The sequence below is a fragment of the Acidovorax sp. Leaf191 genome (assembly GCF_001424425.1).
GTDB lineage: Bacteria > Pseudomonadota > Gammaproteobacteria > Burkholderiales > Burkholderiaceae_C > Acidovorax.
Genome location: NZ_LMPT01000001.1, coordinates 259,812 through 279,190 on the forward strand (window position 1 = coordinate 259,812; position 19,379 = coordinate 279,190).

The window sequence follows — 19,379 nt, forward strand, 5'->3', positions numbered from 1 at the left end:
AAGAACAAATCGGCGGGGGCGGCAGACATCCCGCACCTGCCATGCCCCGATTATCGGCAGTCGGGCGCGCAGGCCTTCACGCACCGGCGCAGCCCTGGCGACGGCGCGGTTACGGAGGGCGTTTCATAATGGCTGCTCTGGCCCTTGCGCCTTCGCCGTGCCGCTGCTGTTGTGAACCTGCCCTTGCCCCGCCCTGCCCTCGCCCGCCCCCCCAGCTTTTCCGTCCGCGAATTCCGCGATGCGCTGGGCATGTTCGCCACCGGCGTCACCATCGTCACCGCGCGCAACGGCGACGGTGCGCTGGTGGGGCTCACCGCGAGCTCCTTCAACTCCGTGTCGCTGGACCCGCCCCTGGTGCTCTGGAGCCTGTCGCGCGCCGCCGCGTCGATGCCGGCCTTTGCCAACGGCTCGCACTACGCCATCAACGTGCTGGCGGCCGACCAGAAGTCGCTGGCCGAGCGCTTCGCCTCCAAAGGCGTGGACCGCTGGACCGGCGTGGACCACAGCCCGGGCATCAGCAACGCACCGGTGCTGGCAGGTGCCGCCGCGACCTTCGAGTGCTTCAACCGCAGCCGCTACGAAGAAGGCGACCACGTGATCTTCGTGGGCGAGGTCGAGCGCTGCAGCCACCGCGCGGGCGTGCCGCCGCTGCTGTACCACGGCGGCCGGTTCTACACCGAGCACCCGCTGTAGCGCACGGCCCCCGGCCGCGGCGTTTTTGCGTTGGCCACCCACGCACGCCACCTGCTAGCTTCCCGTCTTCTTCATGCACATCCGCAGCATCAACATCGGCACCGCCCGGCGCCTGCGCGTGGGCGAGCGCAGCTTGCTCACCGGCATCGGCAAGTCGCCTGTGCAGGGCGCGGTCCCTGCCGGCCCGCTGGGACTGCACGGCGACGAGCAGGTGGAGCTGAGCATCCATGGCGGCCTGCAAAAGGCCGTGTACGCCTACCCGGCCGTGCACTACGCGTTCTGGCAGGCCCAGCGCCTGGAGCGCGGCGTGAGCCTCTTCGACGAAGCGCTGCCGCCAGGGTTCGTGGGGGAGAACCTCACCGTGGACGGGCCGCTGGAGCACGAGATCTTCGTGGGCGACGAGCTGCACTTCCCGGACTGCGTGCTGCGCGTGACGGCGCCCCGCGAGCCCTGCTCCAAGTTCAACGCCGTGATGGGCTTTGCGCAGGCCGGGCGCGCGATGGCGATCGCCGGCTGCTGCGGCTACTACCTGGCGGTGGACCGGCCGGGCACGCTCGCCGCAGGCCAGACGGCCACGCTGGTGCCCGGGCAGCGCAGCCTGAGCATTGCGCAGGCCTTTGCGGCCAAGTTCGCCAAGCACATCCGCTGACCGGCTGCAGCCCGGAGCCCCCCGCGAACCTGGCTCTCACGGGAGGCAGATGGATCAGGCCCGCCCCGCAGCCCCGGCGTCCGGCTCGACCAGCTGCCGGGCATGTGCCTGCAGCTGCGGAAACACCTTGCCCACCAGCAGCAGCTGCGCCGCCATCAGGCTGTGCGCGGTCGCTGGGGGCTGCGGCATGGCGGCCTGCGGCGGCGTGCCGAACTCGCGCAGCACCTGCTCGACGGCAGGGGCTGCCACCGCATGGCGCCGCCGCACGCCCGACTGCTGCTGCGCCCGCTCGAGCTCCTGCGACAGTTGCTGCAGCGACACCAGCAGCGTGCGCGCCAGCGCCTGTGTGGCGTCGTCCACCGGCTGCGTGCCTTGCGCGCCGCGCTGCGCACCCAGGGCCGACAGGTAGTTGAGCTGCGTGTGCGACAGGCACAGAAAGCTCGCCATCACCGCGGCATTGCCGCGCACGCGCAACGGCTCCTTGAGCATGGCACTGTACGAGTTGGACAGCGCTGCGTCCGCGTTGTGGGCGTTGCGCCGGGCCAGGCGGTATTCGAGGTGGTCGCACTTGCCGCTGTGGTACTGCGCCAGGATGGCGCGCAGGTACAGCGCCTGCGTCTGCAGCACCTGGGCGGCCAGCTGCGGCCACTGGCGCGACTGCCAGTGCGGCCACACCAGCCACGACGCCGCAGCCGCGATCAGGCACCCCACGGCGGTGTCGAGCAGGCGCGCCGCGATGACACCCTGCGAGGTACCCATCTGCTGAAAGCTCAGCAACAACAGCATGGTGACCGCCGCCGTGGCCAGCGTGTAGCGCGTGTGCCGCGCGCCGAAAAACACCGCCCCGGCGAACACCAGCAGCGCCGCCTGCACCAGCGCCCCCGGAAAGAGCTGGATCGCCGCCCAGCCCAGCGCCAGCCCCATGGCCGTGCCCTTGGCGCGCTGCAGCAGCCGCGTCTGGGTGGCCGCGTACTGCGGCTGGCTCACGAACACGATGGTCAGCAGGATCCAGTAGCCGTGCGGGTCGGCCGTGGCCTGCATCACGGCAAAACCCACGGCCAGCGACAGGCTCAGGCGCACGCTGTGCCGCAGCCAGGCAGAGCGGGCACTGAGCTGCGCGCGCAGGCGCGAGCCGGCATCGCGCAGGCTGCGGGGCTCGCGGTCGAACAGCGTGTGGTCCACCGCGCTGTCGGCCTGCGGGTCTGCCGGCAGCGCGAGTGCGCCCGCAAACACGCCGGCCATGGCGGTGAGGTTGTGGCCCAGCGCATGCAGCGAGCGCAGCGGGCGGGCCATGGGGTGCGGCGGCGTATTGGCAGCATCAGATGCATTGAGAGCCGCAGCCGCGTCCTGGTGGGCGATGGCCGCCTGCATGTCCTCGATGGCGCGGCCCGTGGCGCCCCAGTGCTGCGGCCGCGACTGTTCCTGGATCGCCACCGACAGCTTGAGCGCCTGCTCGCCCAGCAGCGTGAGCACGCGCTGGCAGCGGTACAGCACGTCGCTGTGAAAGAACGACTGCGCCAGCAGGTCGTAGTGCTCGTGCGACGAGCTCACGCGCTCGTGCACGTCCTGCGCGGCCAGGTACTGGTGCATGGCCGTCTGCAGCCACGGCGGCGGCGTGCCCCGGCCCATGCGGCTCATGAGGCTTTCCTTGGCGGCGTTGAGCGCATCCACCACGCGGCCGTTGTGCAGGGCCAGCGCCATGCGGCGGCGCTCCAGGTCCACGTCGCGCACGGGCTCGAGCAGCAGGGCCTTCAGCCGCAGGTATTCGCCCAGCACCGCATAGAGCCTGGCCATCCGAAAACGCACCGGGGCCCGGGGCATGGCCAGGCTCCAGACCACCGAGACCACGCCGTACCAGGCCGCCCCGGCCAGCATCAGCGGCGTGGCCTGCTCGGCCGCGGCGCGGCTGGCGTCGGCGGCCAGGGCCGCGTAGATGAACAGGATGAGCGAGCCGAACGCGATGGCGCGGTAGCGTTCGCTGAGTGCGCCCAGCAGGGTGAGCGCCCAGGCCGACACCACCATGGCCCCCATCAGCGCCCAGGGCCAGGACACCGTGGCCCACACCGCCAGCGCCATGAGGCCAAAGCACCCCAGCGCCAGCAGCTGCGCCCGCAGGCGCCCCCGCCAGCTGTCATCGGTCTCGGTGAGCGCGCTGGCGATCACACCCAGCAGCACGGGCATGAGTTCGGCCTGCCAGTCGGCCCACCAGCCGCAGGCCAGCACCGCCGCCAGGGCGAAAAAGGCCCGCGCGCCGCGCGTGAAGCCTTCGTGGTGGCGGGCGCGCTGCCAGCTGAGTTTCCAGGATTCGTCCACAGGACTGCCTCGCATTAGGGATTACCCTGATGTTAAGCAATAAGCCGGCCATGCCGGCGACCTGCCGGCATCCACCCGGGCGGTTCGGACGGAAGATCCTGCGGTCAGCCTGCCCCGTGGCAGCACACGCACAGCTTGTTGCCGTCCGGGTCTCGGAAATACGCACCGTAATAGTTCGCGTGGTAGTGCGGGCGCAGGCCCGGCGGCCCGTCGCAGGTGCCGCCGTGGCGCAGGGCCAGCGCGTGGACGGCGTCCACCGTGGCCCGGTCGGCGGCCAGCAGCGCGTTCATGGCACCGTTGCCGGGCTGGGCGGCCTGCTCGTCAAAAGGCCGGCCGATGAGGAACAGCGGCCGCGCCACGCCGGGCGTCTGCCAGCCGGCCCAGGGCCGTTCAGGCTCTGCAAACCGCAGCGCCAGGCCCAGGCGCTCCATCACCGGGCGGTAGAACGCCATGGCGCGCTCGAAATCGTTCACGCCGATGAATACATGGGACAGCATGGTGGAGGGTCCTGTCGTCAGGGGTGCGGCCCCGGGCCCCGGCAGGGACGCGTCGGCCGCACCGGCGTGCAGCGCTCAGCGCACTGTGTCCGGCAGCTCGATCTTGACTTCCAGCACTTCCAGGTTGTCCTGGCGCTCCAGGTGCACCTTGAGGTCTTCGGGGTTGATCTTCACGTACTTGGAGATCACGGCCACCAGCTCGCGCTGCAGGGCAGGCAGGTAGTCGGGCTCGGAGGCGTTGCGGCCGTTGCGCTCGTGCGCGAGGATGATCTGCAGGCGCTCCTTGGCGACGCTGGCCGTCTTCTTCTTTTCGCCGAGCAGAAAGGACAGGAAAGAAGCCATGGCTTATTTGCTCCCGAACAGGCGTTTGAAGAAGCCGGGCTTTTCCGCCTCGATGAAGCGCAGCGGCTTGTCGGTGGCGCCCAGGAAGCGGTCGATCACGTCCTTGTAGGCCTCGGACACATCGGTGCCCTGCGCGTGGATGGCCGGCGTGCCCTGGTTGGACGACTGCAGCACCACTTCGGACTCCGGAATCACGCCGATCAGCTTGATGCGCAGGATGTCCTGGATGTCTTCCAGGCTCAGCATCTGGCCGTCTTCGACGCGGCTCGGGTTGTAGCGCGTGATGAGCAGGTGCTCCTTGATGGGCTCGCCGCCGTCGATGGCGCGTTGGGTCTTGCTGCCCAGCATGCCCAGGATACGGTCGGAGTCGCGCACCGACGACACCTCGGGGTTGGTCACCAGCAGCGCCTCGTCGGCGAAGTGCATCGCCATGAGCGCGCCGCTTTCGATGCCGGCGGGGGAGTCGCAGACGATGTATTCGAAGTCCATCGCGGCCAGGTCCTTGAGCACCTTCTCCACGCCGTCCTGCGTGAGCGCATCCTTGTCGCGCGTCTGGCTGGCGGCCAGCACGAACAGGTTGTCGCACTGCTTGTCCTTGATGAGCGCCTGGTTCAGGTTGGCCTCGCCCTGGATCACGTTGATCAGGTCGTACACCACGCGGCGCTCGCAGCCCATGATCAGGTCCAGGTTGCGCAGGCCGACGTCGAAGTCGATCACGGCGGTCTTGTGGCCGCGCAGGGCGAGGCCGGTGGCGAAGCTGGCGCTGGTGGTGGTCTTGCCCACACCACCCTTGCCGGAAGTCACGACGACGATTTTGGCCATGGGTTTATTGAGTCTCTCTGGGGTTGATACGTACAGGATTTCGCAGCGGCTCGATGAGGAGCTTTTCGCCTTCCAGGCGCACCTGGGCGGGACGGCCGGCGACTTCGTCGGGCAGCGCGGTCTCGGTGGTGCGGTAGATGCCTGCGATGGACACCAGCTGCGGCTCCATGCAGGTGGAAAAGATACGGGCTTCGGTGTTGCCCCTTGCGCCGGCGATGGCGCGGCCACGCAGCGGTGCATAGACGTGGATGTTGCCGTCGGCAATGACCTCGGCGCCAAAGCTCACCACGGCCATCACCACCAGGTCGGCGCCGCGGGCATACACCTGCTGGCCCGAGCGCAGGGGCTTGTCGATGACCACGGTACCGGGGCCTGCCACAGGCACTTCGACCTGCACCTCGCGCACCACCTCGACCTCGCGGATCACCTCGCGCACTTCGGGCTCGGCCACGGGCGCGGCTTCGGCGACGCGCACCGGGGCGGCATCGGGCGCGGCGGCCAGGCCGGCGGCGCGGGCGGCCTCCATCTGGGCGGCGCTGCCGCCGCGCACGGCCACGGGCAGCGTGCTGTGGCTGCGCAAGGTGGCCACCAGGGCGGCGAAATCGATGGGGTCCTCGGCGTCCTTGACGGCAGCCAGATCGATCAGCACGGGGTCGAAATCGAAGAAGCCCGGTGCATCGGCCACGCGGTCGGCCAGGTCGGCCGCGAACTGCGCGGCGTCGGTGGTCTTGAGCACCACGGCCACCACGGGCAGCGAGGCGCTTTTGAGATCAAAGCTGGTGCGGGACTGGGCCGCCGTCGTAAGGGCCATGAATGGACGTTGTGGAAAGGGCGCGGGAACCTGTTGGGGAAGGCGCAAAGTGTACCGTGGGGCCACGCCAGCCCTGCCGCAAGGGGTGGGCGGCAGGCTCTCCCACCACTCAAGGCCATCATCCTGCAGGCACCGGCGGCCACCGCCTGCGCCACCACGACGACAAAAAGCCGGGCAAGCCCGGCTTTGTGCAGTGGCAGACAGCGCGTGCTCAGTTGCGGTCAGCGCGTGCTGGACGTGCGGGAGCCGGGGCCATGCCGGAGCCCGACGAGCTGGCGGCATTGCCCGAGCCCATGGTCGCGCCCGAAGAGCCGCTCATGCCCGCGCCAGCAGCGCCAGTGCCGCCGGTAGCGCCCTGGGTGCCCGTGCTGCCCATGGGCGTGTTCTGCGAGCTTTGCTGGCCGGCGCCCGTCGCGGGGTTGGGGTTGGCCGGGGCTGGTGGGTTGCTCTGGGCGATGGCGGTACCCACCACGGCAACGGTGGCCAAACCTGCGAGCAATGCCTTGAGCGAATTCTTGGATGTGGACATGAGGGGACTCCTTGGATCTGTGGATGATGGAATTGGCCAGCACCGTCGCCAGCTGCTGTCAGACTAAGAGGTCCTGGTGCGTTCAGCGTCATCCCCGGTCCGCAGCCTGTGTCGGACAGGGGCCTGCACGCAGCACCCGCTGTCCATCGCCCGCGTTCACCGGCGCACGGGCGCTGCGCTGCCCGGCACCTCGTACGCGCCAAACAGGTCGGCAGCGGGCCGCGTCTCGGGCAGCACGTACACCACCGCGCCGGTGCTGCGCACCGCCGGGCTCAGCACCTTTTCGTAGAAGGCCACCGGCAGGTTGATGCAGCCGTAGGAAATGCGGTTGTCCTTGGGCGTGCTCGACGCCAGCCGTTCGAGCCGGCGCTCGGACTTCACGTTGGCGCGCACGCGGTGCATGGACACCGCCGCGTCGTAGTCCACCCACACCACATCTTCACCACTTGCGTTGGTGCCGGGCTCCGCGACGAAGCGGCCTGCCGGCGTGGTGCGCTCGGCCGGCAGCACCTGGGCGATCGGCTTGTCGCCGATGCCGGGCACCGTGTGGTCGCCGATGGCCGACCCCATGAGCGCGGGCGTGGCGCCCTGCAGCTGGCCGTCAGGGCTGAAGACGTAGACCTTTGCGTCTTTCTTGTCGACCACGACCACAGCCAGCTGGCGATGGTCGCCCGAATGGAACGCCCACTGGGCGATGCGCCGTGCGTCGGCCGAGGCGCTTTCGCGCCCGAACTGCGCAAGGCGCGGCGTTGCCGGTGTCGGCTGCTGCGGCAACTGCTGCTGCTGCGCGAGCGCGCGCGGTGCCGGGCCGGGGCGTGGGGCGGGCGGCGCGGACGACTGCCCTTGCGCCGGGCCCCACGCCAGCGCCAGCACGGCCGCGCCGAGCAGCAGGCCTTGTTGCAGGGTTCGAAGGGCGGTACGACAGGGTGGCATGGGCAACGCGGGCATGGGGCATTGGGCGGTGGCAGGGCACCACGATTCACCTTCACCATACCCAACCCGTTCGCCACGGGGCGTGCGCCAATGCCGCAGCGCATGTAGGACGAGCGCTGCCGCCATGACCTGCCGCACGACGATGCACGGTGGCACGGGCGCGTCACGGCCCTTGCGCAGCGCCTTCCATAATCACCCGATGCCCTCCACCTCCACCCGCAAGACACACATCGACTCCCTGGCCATCGCCATCCTACTGGCCTGCTGCATGTTCTGGGGCTTCCAGCAGGTGCTGGTCAAAGCCACCGTGGCCGAGGTGGCGCCCGTGTTCCAGGCCTTCGTGCGCTTTGCGCTGGCCACCGTCGCCGTGGTCGCCTGGTGCCTGTGGCGCGGCGTGCGCCTGTCCGCGGCGGCCGAGCCCGCCGGGGCCGCGCGCGCGGGGCTGCTGGCCGGCGCGCTGTTCGCGGGGGAGTTTGCGTGCATCTACCTGGGCCTGCAGTACACCAGCGCGTCGCGGCTGACGGTGTTCCTGTACGCCTCGCCCTTCTGGGTGGCGCTGCTGCTGCCGCGCTTCATTCCCGGCGAGCGGCTGCAGGGCTGGCAATGGCTGGGCCTGGCGGCGGCGTTCGTCGGCGTGGGGCTGGCCCTGGGCGACGGGCTGATGGGCCCCGCCAATGCCGCCCTGCCCCGCGCCTGGCTGGGCGACCTGCTGGGTTTGGCCGCGGGCCTGATGTGGGCCCTGACCACGGTGGTCATCCGCACCACGCCCCTGGCCGCCGTGCCACCTGCCAAACAGCTGCTCTACCAGGTGGGCGTGAGCACGGCGGTGCTGCCGGTGATCTCGCTGGTGCTGGGGGAGCCCTGGGTCTGGCAGTTCAGCACCTTCGCCTGGGGGTCGCTGCTGGCGCAGGCGCTGGTGGGGGCGTTTGCCAGCTACCTGGCCTGGATGTGGATGCTGGCGCACTACCCGGCGACCAAGATCTCGGTGTTCGTGTTCCTGACCCCGGTGTTCGCCCTGCTGTTCGGCGCGCTGTGGCTGGGTGAGCCCGTGACGCCCGGGCTGGTGGTGGCACTGGTGCTGGTGGCCACGGGCATCGTGCTGGTCAACCGCAAGCCCGCGGCACGCTGAGATTTGAATAAAAATAGCTGCTACCGCTTTTCTGGCAAGCGGTAGCAGCTATGTTTTTTGTAGCAATCAGAACTTCGGTATCTTGATCCGGCTGATCATCAGCGAGCCCGACACCGCGAAGATCAGCACCAGCGGGTGCAGCGTGAAGCCGCCGATCAGCATCTTGCCGAACCACAGGTTCTCGCGCACCGCGCCCAGCCACGCGGCCAGGGCCATCAGGGCGACCAGCACGATGGAGGTGGGGATCGGCGTGCCTTCAAAGTACTTCACCTTGCCCGTGCCTTCGGACAGCGTCTCGGCCGTGACGTTGTAGCGCGCCAGGCGCGACACGCCGCAGGCCACGAAGTACGCCAGCACGATGCGGTCGAACAGCCCCTGCATGCCGCAGGCATACGCGATGATGGCGGGCGCCACGCCGAACGAGATCACGTCGGCCAGCGAGTCGAGCTCGCGGCCCATGGCCGAGCTCTTCTGGCGCCAGCGCGCGATGCGGCCATCGAGCACGTCGAAGATCAGCGCGGCCAGCACCAGGGCGGCGGCGAAGTACACGTGCACCACGTCGCCGGTTTCCAGATACGTCATGGACGAGAACAACGCGCCCACGCCACAGACGGCATTGCCCAGCGTGAACCAGTCGGCCAGGTGGAATTCGCGGATCATGGAGAAACGCTTGGGATGTTGAGGTGTGTTCATGTCGAGGGCTCCGTTCACGCCGTGGTGGGCAAGAACGCGGTTACGTTCTCAGGACGCCGCATTATGAGCGGCTGTGCGCGGCGTTTTCTGTAGGCACACCGCCCGCCCGGCAGAGCGCAGACGCCCGCCGCGGGCGCCTGGCGCGGCAGGGTTCCCCCTGGGGACGCCCCGACGGTCCCCCTGGGGACGCCCCGAGATTGTCAGGACGGCCCGCCGGCCCAACAATGCCTGATCCGTCCACTGCCGACCCCATGACCACCACCTCCGCAGCCCCGTCCCCCGCATCCGCACCGCCCCTGAACCCGCCCTTCGCCCGGGTGGCGAGCATCCGCAGCCTGGCCGACGTCGAGCGCCTGGAAGCCCGGCCCCTGGCCGAAGCGCTGCCGGTGCAAAGCACCTACGAAATTTTCTGCAATGCGGCCCATGCGTTCGGCGACAAGACCGCGCTGACCTTCCTGCCCACCGCCAATCCGGACGACACGCCGGTGCGCTGGTCGTTCAACGACCTCTTGGCCGGCATCCACCAGACCGCCAACCTGTTGCACACGCTGGGCGTGGGGCCCCAGGATGCGGTGGCCGTGCTGCTGCCCGGCTGCCTGGAATACCACCTGGCCCTGTGGGGCGGCGAGGCGGCGGGCATCGTGCAGCCGCTCAACCCCATGCTCACCGACGAGAAGATCGCCGCCATGATGGCCCTGGCGCGCGCCAAGGTGCTGATCGCCTGGGGCGACGAGCGCACCGAAGGCGACACAGGCCTGTGGGCCAAGGCCTTGCGCCTGCGCGGCCAGGTGCCGACGCTGACCACCGTGCTGCGCGTGGCGCCGCACGGTGAGGTGGGCTCCACGGTGGCAGGTGCAGCAGCACTGCCCCATGGCCTGATGGACTTCGCGGCACGCACCGCGCAGCCCGCAGACCACCTGGTGAGCGGCCGGCGCATCGCGGCCACCGACATCGCCGCGTACTTTCACACCGGCGGCACCACGGGTGCGCCCAAGCTCGCGCGCCACAGCCACGGCGCGCAGGTGTTCACCGCCTGGGGCAGCGTGCAGATGCAGGGCATCACGCCGGGCGACGTGGGCATCAACGGCTACCCGCTGTTCCATGTGGCGGGCGTCCTGCCGGGCTCGCTGGCCGCGCTGTCGGCGGGGGTGGAGACCATCATCCCCACCACCGGCCTGTTCCGCAACCGCGAGGTCATCGCCAACTACTGGCGCCTGGCCGAGCGCTACCGCTGCACCTACCTCTCGGCCGTGCCCACGGTGCTGGCCGCGCTGGCCAACGTGCCGCTGGATGGCGCCGACATCCGCTCGCTGCGCTACTGCCGCACCGGCGCGGCCATCCTGGCGCCCGAACTGGCAGCGCGTTTCGAGCGGCTGTTCGGCCTGCACGTGCACGAGAGCCTGGGCATGACGGAGATGGCGGGCATCTCCACCATCACGCCGCCGGGCGTGGAGGCCCCCGCGGGCTGCGTGGGCTGGCGGCTGCCGTACACGCAGCTGCGCATCGTGGCGCTGGATGCGCACGGCAATGCGTCGGACCAGGACATGCCGCCCGGCGAGGCGGGCATGGTGCTGTTCAAGTCGCCCAACCTGTTCTCGGGCTTTCTGGACGCGGCCGACACGGCCCGCGCCTTCACGCACGACGGCTGGCTGGCCACGGGCGACCTGGGCTTGGTGGATGGCGAGGGGCGGCTGCACCTGAGCGGCCGCTCCAAGGACCTCATCATCCGCAGCGGCCACAACATCGACCCCAAAGTGATCGAGGATGCGCTGGGCGCCCACCCCGCCGTGCAGCTGTGCGCCGCCGTGGGCGCGCCCGATGCCTATGCGGGCGAGCTGCCCGTGGTGTACGCCACGCTGGTGCCGGGCGCCGAGGCCACCGAGGCCGAGCTGCTCGCCTTCACCGCCGAGCGCGTGGACGAGGCCGTGGCCCGCCCGCGCTGGGTGCAGGTGCTGGACACCATGCCGGTGACCAACGTCGGCAAGATCTTCAAGCCCGAGCTGCGCCTGCGCGCGGCCTGCCACACGGTGGCCGCGCTGGTGGATGCAGCCTGCGCGGAGCTGGGTGCCGACGGCGCGCGCGATGTGCTGCCCGACGGGGACAGCGCCGTGCGCGTGGTGATCGCCAGCGGCGGCAGCCCCGGCGCGGCAGAGGCCCTGAAGGCGCGGCTGGACGCGGTGCTCGCGCCCCTGCCCGTGCGCACCACGGTGCAGGTGGTGCAGGCCAAGGCCTGATCCGGCCGACCCGCCGGGCTGCGCCCACCCGTTCTTTCTATCTATCTATCTTTCTTGATCTGCCTGTTTTCGCTGCGTTCTGCTTTGCTGCTTTTCCGTCCATAACCATTCCAGGAGACACCGCATGACCACATCGGCCCCGAAGACGACGACAACAACGAAGAACATCCACGCGATGAACCGCCGCGCCTGGCTGGGCGCCGCGGCGCTGGCGCTGTCCGCCGGCAGCGGCACAGCCGCGTTCGCGCAGGCTGCGCCGTACCCGAGCAAGCCCATCAAGGTGGTCGTGCCCTTTGCTGCCGGCGGCGCCACCGACGTGCTGGCGCGCGTGCTGGCCGAGAAGATGGCCGTGGGCCTGGGCCAGCCCATGGTCATCGACAACAAGCCCGGCGCGGCCGGCATCATCGGCACCGACGCGGTGGCCAAGGCCCCGCCCGACGGCTACACATTGCTGCTGGGCCTGAGCAATTCGATGCTCACCAACCAGTTCCTGTACACCAAGCTGCCTTACAGCCCCGAGCGCGACATCGCGCCCATCTACCAGATCGCGATCGCGCCGCTGGTGTTGGTGGCCCACCCCAGCGTGCCCGTGGCCACGGGCCCCGAGCTGCTGAAATACGTGGTGGCGAACAAGGGCAAGGTCGCCTACGGCTCGTACGGCACGGGCGCCTACCCGCACCTGGCCGGCGCGTACATGAGCCAGTCGCAGAACGCCGACATGAGCCACGTGGCCTACCGCGGCGAGGCGCCCATGGTGCAGGACCTGCTGGGCGGGCAGATCCAGATCGCGTTCGCCAGCGCGCTGCAGGTCAAGCCCCACCTGGAGGCCGGCAAGCTCAAGGCCATCGGCGTGAGCGGCGAGCGCCGCATGGGCACCCTGCCCAACGTGCCCACGCTGGCCGAGCAGGGCCTGAACGACGAGGCCTACCGCGTGGCGGGCTGGCTGGCCTTTGGCGCCCCTGCAGGCACGCCCCCGGCCATCCTGGAGCGGATCGCCGACGAAGTGCGCAAGGCCACGCAGCTGCCCGATGTGGCGCAGCGCATCGCGGCGATGGGGTTCGACGTGCAGAGCAGCTCGCCCGCGCTGTTTTCCGCCGCGATTGCGAAGGAGCGGCCGGTGTGGGAGCGGTTGATCAAGGCGTCAGGGGCGAAGCTGGATTGAGGCGTGGATGACTGGGGGCCTGTCGCCCTGACCACATCGCCGATAACGCCCCGAAACTCCCTCTCCCCTTGCGGGAGAGGGCGGGGGAGAGGGGGTGATAAGGCACAGCCCCCCGCACAGGCCCCCTCTCCCCAACCCTCTCCCACGAGGGGAGAGGGAGCTAAAGCCGGGCGCCGCTAATGCTTGGTGGATCTGGGGTCGACAAGGTCTTCGCGCACTCGCGTAAAACCAAGTCCAAACGGCCGCTACCGCTTATTCCACCTGCGCTAGCAGCTATGCCTTTTGTAGCATCGCAGCCCGCTCCCCCGCAAACGCCACATACCACTCCAGGCACCCCGGGTTCGCCATTGCATCCTTGTTGACCACCTTCTCGATCGGCTGCCCCAGCAGCAGCTTCTTGATCGGCAACTCCTGCTTCTTGCCGCTCAGGGTGCGCGGCACCTCGGCCACCACAAAGATGTCGTCCGGCACAAAACGGGGAGACAGCGCCGTGCGCACCGCACCGTTGATGCGGCCACGCAGGGCGTCGTCCAGCACGCTGCCGGGGCGCAGCACCACGAACAGCGGCATGTAGCTTTCGCGGCCCAGGTACTCCAGGTCCACCACCAGGCTGTCGAGCACTTCGGGCAGGGACTCGACCGCGCTGTAGATCTCGCTCGTGCCCATGCGCAGGCCGTGGCGGTTGATGGTGGCGTCGCTGCGGCCGTAGATGACGCAGCCGCCGTGGGCGCCGATCTTGAGCCAGTCGCCATGGCGCCATACCGCCCCCATGCTGGCGGGGCCGTCGCCACCGCCGGGCTGGCGGCCGTGGCCTGCGGGGTACATGTCGAAGTAGCTCGACAGATACCTCGACCCGAACGGATCGCCCCCACGCTTTCCCACTGCGTGTGGGTCGCTGCCCCCCAGGGGGGCCTTCGCACCTTGGGGCGGCCCGGCGGTGCTCACGTCGCCCCACAGGTACAGCGGCATCGACGGGATCGGCTGCGCGCAGACCAGCTCGCCCACTTCGTCCGTCACGGGCAGGCCCTCGGCGTTCCAGGATTCCACCGCCGCTCCCAGCATGCGGCATTGCATCTCGCCGGGCACCTGGGGCATCTCGCGATGGCCGCCGATGAAGGCGCCGCAAAAATCCGTGCCGCCCGAAATGTTGTTCCACCAGATATCGGATGTGCCCAGCGCCTCGAATTGCGCAGTCCCCCACTCCTGCACCTCGGGCGACAGCGGCGAGCCCGTCGTGCCCAGCGCGCGGATGCGGGTCAGGTCGCCGTAGTCCGCGAGCGTGATGCCGGCCTTCATGCAGTTGGCAAAGAACGCCGCACCGGCGCCGAAGAAGGTCACGCCCGTCTCGGCCGCGAACCGCCACAGCACGCCCCAGTCAGGGTGCTCCTTGCTGCCGCCCGGATTGCCGTCGTAGATCACGCAGGTGGTGCCCGACAGCAGGCCCGAGAGCTGCGCATTCCACATCACCCAGCCGGTGGAGCTGTACCAGTGGTAGCGCTCGCCGAAGCTGTTGGGCTCGTAGCTGCAGCCGATGTCGTTGTGCAGCACCTTGAGCTGCAGCGCCACCAGCACCGTGCCGCCGTGGCCGTGCACGATGGGCTTGGGCAGGCCGGTGGTACCGCTGGAATAGACGATCCAAAGCGGATGGTCGAAGGGCAGCCACATGGGCTCGAAGGCCGCGGTGTCGGGGTCGTGGCGGGCGGTAGCGCTCGCCCAGCCCGCCCAGCCGTCCGTGGACGCGGATGCATCGAGGTTGCCCAGCAGGACCGCATGCTGCACGCTGGGCAAGGCCTCGCGCAACTCCGCCAGCACCGCCGTGCGGTCGTGGTCGCGCCCGCCGTAGGTGACGCCGTCCACACCGATGAGCACCTTGGGCTCGATCTGGCGGAAGCGGTCCAGCACCGCATGCGTGCCCATGTCGGGCGCGCAGATGCTCCACACGCCGCCGATGCTCACCGTGGCCAGAAAGGCGACCATGGCCTCGGGCACGTTGGGCAGGTAGGCGGCCACGCGGTCGCCGGGCTCCACGCCCTGGGCCTTCAGGTGCAGCGCCAGCGACGCCACCTGGCGGCGCAGCTCGGGCCAGCTCATTTCGCGGTGTTGGCCCTTTTCATTGCGGCTGATGATGGCCGGCAGCCCTGCCGCGTGTGCGGCATCCACATGCCGCAGCGCCTGCCGTGCGTAGTTGACCTGTGCGCCCGGGAACCACTGCGCACCCGGCATGGTGTTGCGTGCCAGCACGGCGGTGTGCGGCGTGGGCGACTGCAGGTCGAAGTAGTCCCACACGCTTTGCCAGAAGGCGTCGAGCTCCGTGGTGGACCAGCGCCACAGCGCGTCGTAGCTGTCGAACGCGATGCCGCGCTCGTCGCGCAGCCAGTTCTGGTACAGGCGGATCTGGGGAATGTAGGGCGGTCGTGCGCCCTCGGCCGAGGTACCTGGGCCGACGGGGGGTGTTGTTGTCTCCATCGCCTGCAAGGTAGCAGCGCATCCGTGCAGGCGCCACCGCGGACAGTCACCTGTTGGACATCCACCACGGCGGCGGCGGCCCCCCAGCACGCCGCCAATAAAGAAATGGGCCTCGCAATGCGAAGCCCATTTTTTTGATGATTTCTGGCCCAGCCGCTAGTCTGCAGAGCGCCAGCAGCTATGTTTTCAATAGCATTATTTCTTGCCGGCCGCCTTGTCACGCATGCGGTCCGCACGGGCGCCTGGGTCGGGGTGCGACGACAGCATCTGGTCCATGCCGCCTTGCTTGCCGCCCAAGGCAGCGAGCTTGCGGAAGGCCCCTTCCATCGCCTTGACGTTGTACTTGTGCTTTTGCATGAAGGCCAGGCCGTAGTCGTCCGACTCGGTTTCCTGGCTTTGCGAGAACTGGCTGTTCAGCAACTTCTCACCCAACTCGCCCAGGTCCGAATCCGCGATCCGCGACCCGGCGCCGCCCGAGGCCGCCACGGCCTTGCGGCCGGCCGAGGCCATGTAGGCGGTGCGCATGGCGCTCATGGTGTGGGCATGCTTGACGTGGCCGATTTCATGGCCGATGACACCCAGCAGCTCCTGGTCGTTCATCAGGTCCATCAGGCCCGAATAGACGCGGATCGAGCCATCGGCCGTGGCGTTGGCGTTCACCTCGTTGCTCAGGTACACCTTGAAATTGAGCTTCATGCCGTCTTCGTTGACGTGCTTGGCCGTCAGGCGGGCCAGGCGCTTCGCATGCTTGTTGCCGGCGGGTGCGAGTTTTTCCGTGCGGTCGCCATAGGCGCGGTATTGCAGCGCCACGGACTTGAGTTCGTCGTCCGACACGGTGGCGGCTTTGAACACGTCGAGCACAGCGCCTACCTTGTTCTCTGACTTGCTGGCGCCGGAACCCCCGGAACTGGTGGAGCCCAGGGCGGAAGAAACGGAGGACAGGCCGCTGGCAGAGCCACCCTCGGTGGTTGCACAGCCGGCCAGGCACAGCGCGCACGCCATGGCGATGTAAGTCAGTCGTTTCACAGAATGGTTTCCCTCTTTGGATGAATTTGCGATGGAGCAACGCGCCGCTCCGGCGGCGCAGGCGCAACGGCCTGGTGACGCATTTGCAACCGCTGCAGCGGCTTGTTTCAAATGGCGGGCGATTGTTTCATGCAGCTACCGGCCGCTTCTTGACAGGCTGCACTCGATTGCAACCGTTCGTATCGTCGAGAGCGGGCAGCGAGCATCGTGCTGGCGGCAGGCCAACGCGCCAACGGCGTCACCGTGATCTGGTGCAAAGCGCTTCAAGTAGCGTATTGCTGCCGCCCTGGCGGCTCAGCGGCTGTGGCCTGAAGTTCAACTGCAAGGCCTCCCGCCAGTGGCGCACGGCTTACATGCACTCACAATTCCGAAGGCTGCCAGCAAGCCATTGCGAAGAGCAAATGCTGGCCTTCAGAGGGCGCGCAGGCTGCCATTTCATTTTTAGCACATGTGTGCTAAATTTCGATCCATGGACGCCAAGACCCAAAAAGCAGAGCTCACCCGCGCCGCCATCGTCGGCGCCGCGCTGGACCTGGCTGCCGCCGAGGGGCTGGAGTCGATCACGCTGCAGGCCGTGGCCGACCGCGTGGGCTTGTCCAAGAGCGGCGTGTTCTCGCGCGCCGGCTCGCGCGAGGCCTTGCAGAAGGCGGTGATTGAAGAGTTCGGCCGCCGCTTTCTGGCCGACGTGTTCGTGCCGTCCATGCAGCACCCCAAGGGTCTGCCGCGCCTGAACGAGATCGTGCGCCGCTGGATCGCCCGCACACGCGATGTCGAAGCCTTCACCGGCTGCATCTACACCGCCGGCGCCTTCGAGCTGGACGACCGCGACGGCGAGCTGCGCGACCAGCTGCACGGCGAGATCACACGCTGGCGCGCCGCCCTGCGGCGCACGGTGCTGCAGTCCATCGAGGCCGGACACCTGCCGGCCGACACGCCCGCAGACCAGCTGGTGGGCGAGATCTACGCGATGATCATGGGCCTGTTGCACGATGTGCGCTTTCTGCGCGATCCGCAGGCCGTGCAACGGGTGGAGGCGTCGTGGGCGCGCCTCATCCAGAGTTACCAGCCGACGGCGGCCTGAAGACGGTGCGCCATGGAAATCTCTTGCTTTGTTTTGCCCCAATTTCGCACAACCGTGCGAAGAAAGGAGAAGCCATGTTGATCTTGCTGATACTGGCAGCCGCCATCGCCGTTGCGCGCGCCGTGCAGGCACTGCGCGACACACTCGCCCAGCTGCCGCGCAGCAACCGCGACTGGATCTTCTACTGAGCGCGGCCCACACGAAGCTGCGGGCGCCGTGGCCGCGCGCGGGTTCGTACGACGACCCGCGCTGCCTGCAACGCAGCGCGTGGCCAGAGCAGCTTTGCCGCGTTGTGTGGCCCGCCCTCAACGCCCGCGCCCGGCCCCAGGCCGCGCTGCGCCAACCACCCCACCCTCCCCTGTGTGTTTGACTTTCCGGAGCACCGCCATGAGCCATTCCAACGCCCTGCAGGCCACCACCCACTTCTACGGCGGACATGCCGGCATGCGGCTGCTGCGCACCGCCCTGGGCGCTGCCGAGCGCCTGTGGCCCGCCCTGGCCGTGCGCGCGGCCTACCGCCTGTTCGGCACGCCCTTGCCTTTGCGCAGACCCGGCGGCAACGCCCTGCCCGCCGGTGCGTGGCGCACCGAGCGCTGGCCGTTCGAAGACGCCGAGATCACGCTCTACACGCCCCAGGCGCAGCCCCATGGCCCCGCCGTGCTGTTGCTGCACGGATGGGGCGGCCACGCGCGCCAGATGCTGCCGCTGGCCGATGCCCTGGCCGCGCGGGGCCTGCGACCGGTGCTGGTGGACCTGCCCGCGCACGGCGGCAGCCGGGGCCGCGTGAGCAACCTGGCGCAGTTCGCCCGGGCCATCGAATACGCCACGGCCCGGCTGCACGCGCAGGACTCGGCGCCCACCGCGGTGGTGGCGCATTCGCTCGCGGCCAATGCGGCTGCGCATGCCGCCAGCCGCGGCCTGGCCACCGGGCGGCTGGTGCTGCTGGCGCCGCCCGCATCGCCGCACGAATACACGCGCCTGTTCGCGCAGGTGTTCGGCCTGTCGGAGCACACGCGCGCCGCCATGCAGCGGCGCATCGAGGCGCGCGAAGGCATTCTGATGCGCCAGTTCGAGCCGCCCGCCGTGGGCCCGCGCATCGCCCTGCCCACGCTGGTGGTGCACGACCGGGGCGACCGCATCAACCGCTTTGCCGACGGCGAGGCCTACCGCGACTGCATTGCGGGCGCCACGCTGATGCCCACCGAAGGGCTGGGGCACCGCAAGATCCTGCAGCACGCCGAGGTGCTGGCCGCCGTGGCGGATTTCGTGGCGCAGCCGGTGCCTGCGCAGCAGCCGGCAGGCACCGGGCCCGGCCGGCTGCTGGCCGACGGCTGCCCGAAGTGATGGGCCGCGGCTTGAACCGTGGGGCGGCCTGTCGCCAACAGTTACAGCCGCCATGGCGACGCGGGCAGACAGCGCCTATCATCCGGGACGCCGCTGCGCCGCGAGAACCGTTCCTGCGGGCGCAGCGGCCGATGAATGGCCGGTGACCGCACCGGCCGCCCCACGCTGCTATCCGACTGGCGCCTGCAATGCACCTTCTCACGTCCGCCTGGCCTGCACTGGCCTACCTGCTGCCCGCGCTGGTGCTGGTGTCTGCGATCTACTTTCTGGCCAAGGGCGACCGGCGCGCGCTGGCGCACCTGATGGCGCTGCTGGCGTGCTTCCTGATCGGTGCGCTGCTGATGGAGTTCTTCATCTTCATGGCCGCGCGCATGGCCCGCTCGGGCAGCCGCGATGCCGTGCTGGGCATGGGCACCCGCCAGCTGCTGGAGACCATGGCCAACCCACGCTCCATCGCCGCGCAGCCCCTGACGCTGGCGGCCGTTTCCGCCTACAGCGTGCTGGCCGCGTACCTGTGGCTGCTGGTCACCTGGGTGCTGCACCTGCGCGGCAAGCCCGCGGGTGGCGCCCGCAAGAAGAAGCCCGCCAAGGCATCCGCCCGCAAGCCGGCGCGCGCCTGAGCCGCAGGTTTTTTTTATCACGCACCTTTTTTGAA

Annotated in this window: 18 protein-coding genes; 8 read left to right on the forward strand and 10 right to left on the reverse strand. The window is 69.3% G+C overall.

Annotated features, from left to right (window positions below):
* Nucleotides 1-171 precede the first annotated feature (171 nt).
* Together ASG27_RS01115 and ASG27_RS01120 are read left to right on the forward strand one after the other, a co-directional pair.
* A complete protein-coding gene (locus ASG27_RS01115) occupies nucleotides 172-693 on the forward strand; it encodes a flavin reductase family protein (protein WP_056163102.1) in 522 nt (173 codons plus the stop codon).
* Nucleotides 694-766: 73 nt separating this feature from the next.
* Nucleotides 767-1,342, forward strand: a complete 576-nt coding sequence (locus tag ASG27_RS01120; RefSeq protein ID WP_056410422.1) for an MOSC domain-containing protein — start codon at nucleotides 767-769, stop codon at nucleotides 1,340-1,342.
* Nucleotides 1,343-1,396: 54 nt separating this feature from the next.
* On the opposite strand, the gene yccS is transcribed toward ASG27_RS01120, so the two are convergent.
* The 7 genes from yccS to ASG27_RS01155 form a co-directional block, all read right to left on the reverse strand.
* Entirely contained in the window at nucleotides 1,397-3,670 is a 2,274-nt protein-coding gene (gene yccS, locus ASG27_RS01125) for a YccS family putative transporter (protein ID WP_235503856.1), read from the reverse strand.
* Nucleotides 3,671-3,759: 89 nt separating this feature from the next.
* Nucleotides 3,760-4,152: a VOC family protein gene (locus tag ASG27_RS01130; protein ID WP_056410426.1), complete on the reverse strand. Its 393-nt coding sequence runs from the start codon at nucleotides 4,150-4,152 to the stop codon at nucleotides 3,760-3,762.
* 75 nt (nucleotides 4,153-4,227) lie between these two features.
* On the reverse strand, nucleotides 4,228-4,494 hold the full coding sequence (gene minE, locus ASG27_RS01135; protein WP_056163087.1) for a cell division topological specificity factor MinE: 267 nt from the start codon (nucleotides 4,492-4,494) through the stop codon (nucleotides 4,228-4,230).
* Between the two features lie 3 nt (nucleotides 4,495-4,497).
* Nucleotides 4,498-5,316, reverse strand: a complete 819-nt coding sequence (gene minD, locus ASG27_RS01140; RefSeq protein WP_056163081.1) for a septum site-determining protein MinD — start codon at nucleotides 5,314-5,316, stop codon at nucleotides 4,498-4,500.
* Nucleotides 5,317-5,320: 4 nt separating this feature from the next.
* The gene (gene minC / locus ASG27_RS01145) at nucleotides 5,321-6,127 is read right to left on the reverse strand and encodes a septum site-determining protein MinC (RefSeq protein WP_056410431.1); all 807 of its coding nucleotides are present in this window, start codon (nucleotides 6,125-6,127) and stop codon (nucleotides 5,321-5,323) included.
* Between the two features lie 211 nt (nucleotides 6,128-6,338).
* On the reverse strand, nucleotides 6,339-6,656 hold the full coding sequence (locus ASG27_RS01150; protein ID WP_056410432.1) for a hypothetical protein: 318 nt from the start codon (nucleotides 6,654-6,656) through the stop codon (nucleotides 6,339-6,341).
* Between the two features lie 156 nt (nucleotides 6,657-6,812).
* Nucleotides 6,813-7,589: a hypothetical protein gene (locus ASG27_RS01155; RefSeq protein WP_235503857.1), complete on the reverse strand. Its 777-nt coding sequence runs from the start codon at nucleotides 7,587-7,589 to the stop codon at nucleotides 6,813-6,815.
* 199 nt (nucleotides 7,590-7,788) lie between these two features.
* Here ASG27_RS01155 and ASG27_RS01160 point away from each other — a divergent pair, with 199 nt between their 5' ends.
* Nucleotides 7,789-8,718: a DMT family transporter gene (locus ASG27_RS01160; RefSeq protein ID WP_056410435.1), complete on the forward strand. Its 930-nt coding sequence runs from the start codon at nucleotides 7,789-7,791 to the stop codon at nucleotides 8,716-8,718.
* Between the two features lie 66 nt (nucleotides 8,719-8,784).
* Here ASG27_RS01160 and pssA read toward each other — a convergent pair whose 3' ends face one another.
* Nucleotides 8,785-9,411 carry a CDP-diacylglycerol--serine O-phosphatidyltransferase gene (gene pssA, locus ASG27_RS01165; protein WP_056410436.1) on the reverse strand — a complete coding sequence of 209 codons (627 nt, stop codon included), beginning with the start codon at nucleotides 9,409-9,411 and terminating at the stop codon, nucleotides 8,785-8,787.
* A gap of 251 nt (nucleotides 9,412-9,662) precedes the next feature.
* On the opposite strand from pssA, the gene ASG27_RS01170 reads away from it, so the two are divergent.
* On the forward strand, nucleotides 9,663-11,645 hold the full coding sequence (locus ASG27_RS01170; protein WP_235503858.1) for an acyl-CoA synthetase: 1,983 nt from the start codon (nucleotides 9,663-9,665) through the stop codon (nucleotides 11,643-11,645).
* A 124-nt stretch (nucleotides 11,646-11,769) separates the two neighbouring features.
* Entirely contained in the window at nucleotides 11,770-12,807 is a 1,038-nt protein-coding gene (locus tag ASG27_RS01175; protein WP_056410437.1) for a Bug family tripartite tricarboxylate transporter substrate binding protein, read from the forward strand.
* 273 nt (nucleotides 12,808-13,080) lie between these two features.
* Here the strand turns inward: ASG27_RS01175 and ASG27_RS01180 are convergent, their stop codons facing one another.
* Together ASG27_RS01180 and ASG27_RS01185 are read right to left on the reverse strand one after the other, a co-directional pair.
* Complete coding sequence (locus ASG27_RS01180; RefSeq protein ID WP_056410438.1) at nucleotides 13,081-15,273, reverse strand: acetoacetate--CoA ligase; 2,193 nt, start codon at nucleotides 15,271-15,273, stop codon at nucleotides 13,081-13,083.
* 195 nt (nucleotides 15,274-15,468) lie between these two features.
* Nucleotides 15,469-16,299 carry a M48 family metallopeptidase gene (locus ASG27_RS01185; protein WP_235503859.1) on the reverse strand — a complete coding sequence of 277 codons (831 nt, stop codon included), beginning with the start codon at nucleotides 16,297-16,299 and terminating at the stop codon, nucleotides 15,469-15,471.
* A 469-nt stretch (nucleotides 16,300-16,768) separates the two neighbouring features.
* Between ASG27_RS01185 and ASG27_RS01190 the strand changes: the two genes are divergently transcribed.
* The 3 genes from ASG27_RS01190 (at nucleotide 16,769) to ASG27_RS01200 (ending at nucleotide 19,344) form a co-directional block, all read left to right on the forward strand.
* Entirely contained in the window at nucleotides 16,769-17,380 is a 612-nt protein-coding gene (locus ASG27_RS01190; protein ID WP_056410441.1) for a TetR/AcrR family transcriptional regulator, read from the forward strand.
* A gap of 387 nt (nucleotides 17,381-17,767) precedes the next feature.
* Nucleotides 17,768-18,724 carry an alpha/beta fold hydrolase gene (locus ASG27_RS01195; protein WP_056410442.1) on the forward strand — a complete coding sequence of 319 codons (957 nt, stop codon included), beginning with the start codon at nucleotides 17,768-17,770 and terminating at the stop codon, nucleotides 18,722-18,724.
* Between the two features lie 188 nt (nucleotides 18,725-18,912).
* Entirely contained in the window at nucleotides 18,913-19,344 is a 432-nt protein-coding gene (locus ASG27_RS01200; RefSeq protein ID WP_056410443.1) for a hypothetical protein, read from the forward strand.
* Nucleotides 19,345-19,379 lie beyond the last annotated feature (35 nt).

What these genes read in the sequence shown, in the direction of transcription:
- ASG27_RS01170 (WP_235503858.1), top strand. Translation starts at nt 9,663, where the DNA reads ATGACCACCACCTCCGCAGCCCCGTCCCCCGCATCCGCACCGCCCCTG.
- ASG27_RS01120 (WP_056410422.1), top strand. Translation starts at nt 767, where the DNA reads ATGCACATCCGCAGCATCAACATCGGCACCGCCCGGCGCCTGCGCGTG.
- pssA (WP_056410436.1), bottom strand. Translation starts at nt 9,411, where the DNA reads ATGAACACACCTCAACATCCCAAGCGTTTCTCCATGATCCGCGAATTC.
- minC (WP_056410431.1), bottom strand. Translation starts at nt 6,127, where the DNA reads ATGGCCCTTACGACGGCGGCCCAGTCCCGCACCAGCTTTGATCTCAAA.
- ASG27_RS01130 (WP_056410426.1), bottom strand. Translation starts at nt 4,152, where the DNA reads ATGCTGTCCCATGTATTCATCGGCGTGAACGATTTCGAGCGCGCCATG.
- minE (WP_056163087.1), bottom strand. Translation starts at nt 4,494, where the DNA reads ATGGCTTCTTTCCTGTCCTTTCTGCTCGGCGAAAAGAAGAAGACGGCC.
- yccS (WP_235503856.1), bottom strand. Translation starts at nt 3,670, where the DNA reads ATGCGAGGCAGTCCTGTGGACGAATCCTGGAAACTCAGCTGGCAGCGC.
- ASG27_RS01150 (WP_056410432.1), bottom strand. Translation starts at nt 6,656, where the DNA reads ATGTCCACATCCAAGAATTCGCTCAAGGCATTGCTCGCAGGTTTGGCC.
- ASG27_RS01160 (WP_056410435.1), top strand. Translation starts at nt 7,789, where the DNA reads ATGCCCTCCACCTCCACCCGCAAGACACACATCGACTCCCTGGCCATC.
- ASG27_RS01195 (WP_056410442.1), top strand. Translation starts at nt 17,768, where the DNA reads ATGAGCCATTCCAACGCCCTGCAGGCCACCACCCACTTCTACGGCGGA.
- minD (WP_056163081.1), bottom strand. Translation starts at nt 5,316, where the DNA reads ATGGCCAAAATCGTCGTCGTGACTTCCGGCAAGGGTGGTGTGGGCAAG.
- ASG27_RS01175 (WP_056410437.1), top strand. Translation starts at nt 11,770, where the DNA reads ATGACCACATCGGCCCCGAAGACGACGACAACAACGAAGAACATCCAC.
- ASG27_RS01200 (WP_056410443.1), top strand. Translation starts at nt 18,913, where the DNA reads ATGCACCTTCTCACGTCCGCCTGGCCTGCACTGGCCTACCTGCTGCCC.
- ASG27_RS01180 (WP_056410438.1), bottom strand. Translation starts at nt 15,273, where the DNA reads ATGGAGACAACAACACCCCCCGTCGGCCCAGGTACCTCGGCCGAGGGC.
- ASG27_RS01190 (WP_056410441.1), top strand. Translation starts at nt 16,769, where the DNA reads ATGGACGCCAAGACCCAAAAAGCAGAGCTCACCCGCGCCGCCATCGTC.
- ASG27_RS01155 (WP_235503857.1), bottom strand. Translation starts at nt 7,589, where the DNA reads ATGCCACCCTGTCGTACCGCCCTTCGAACCCTGCAACAAGGCCTGCTG.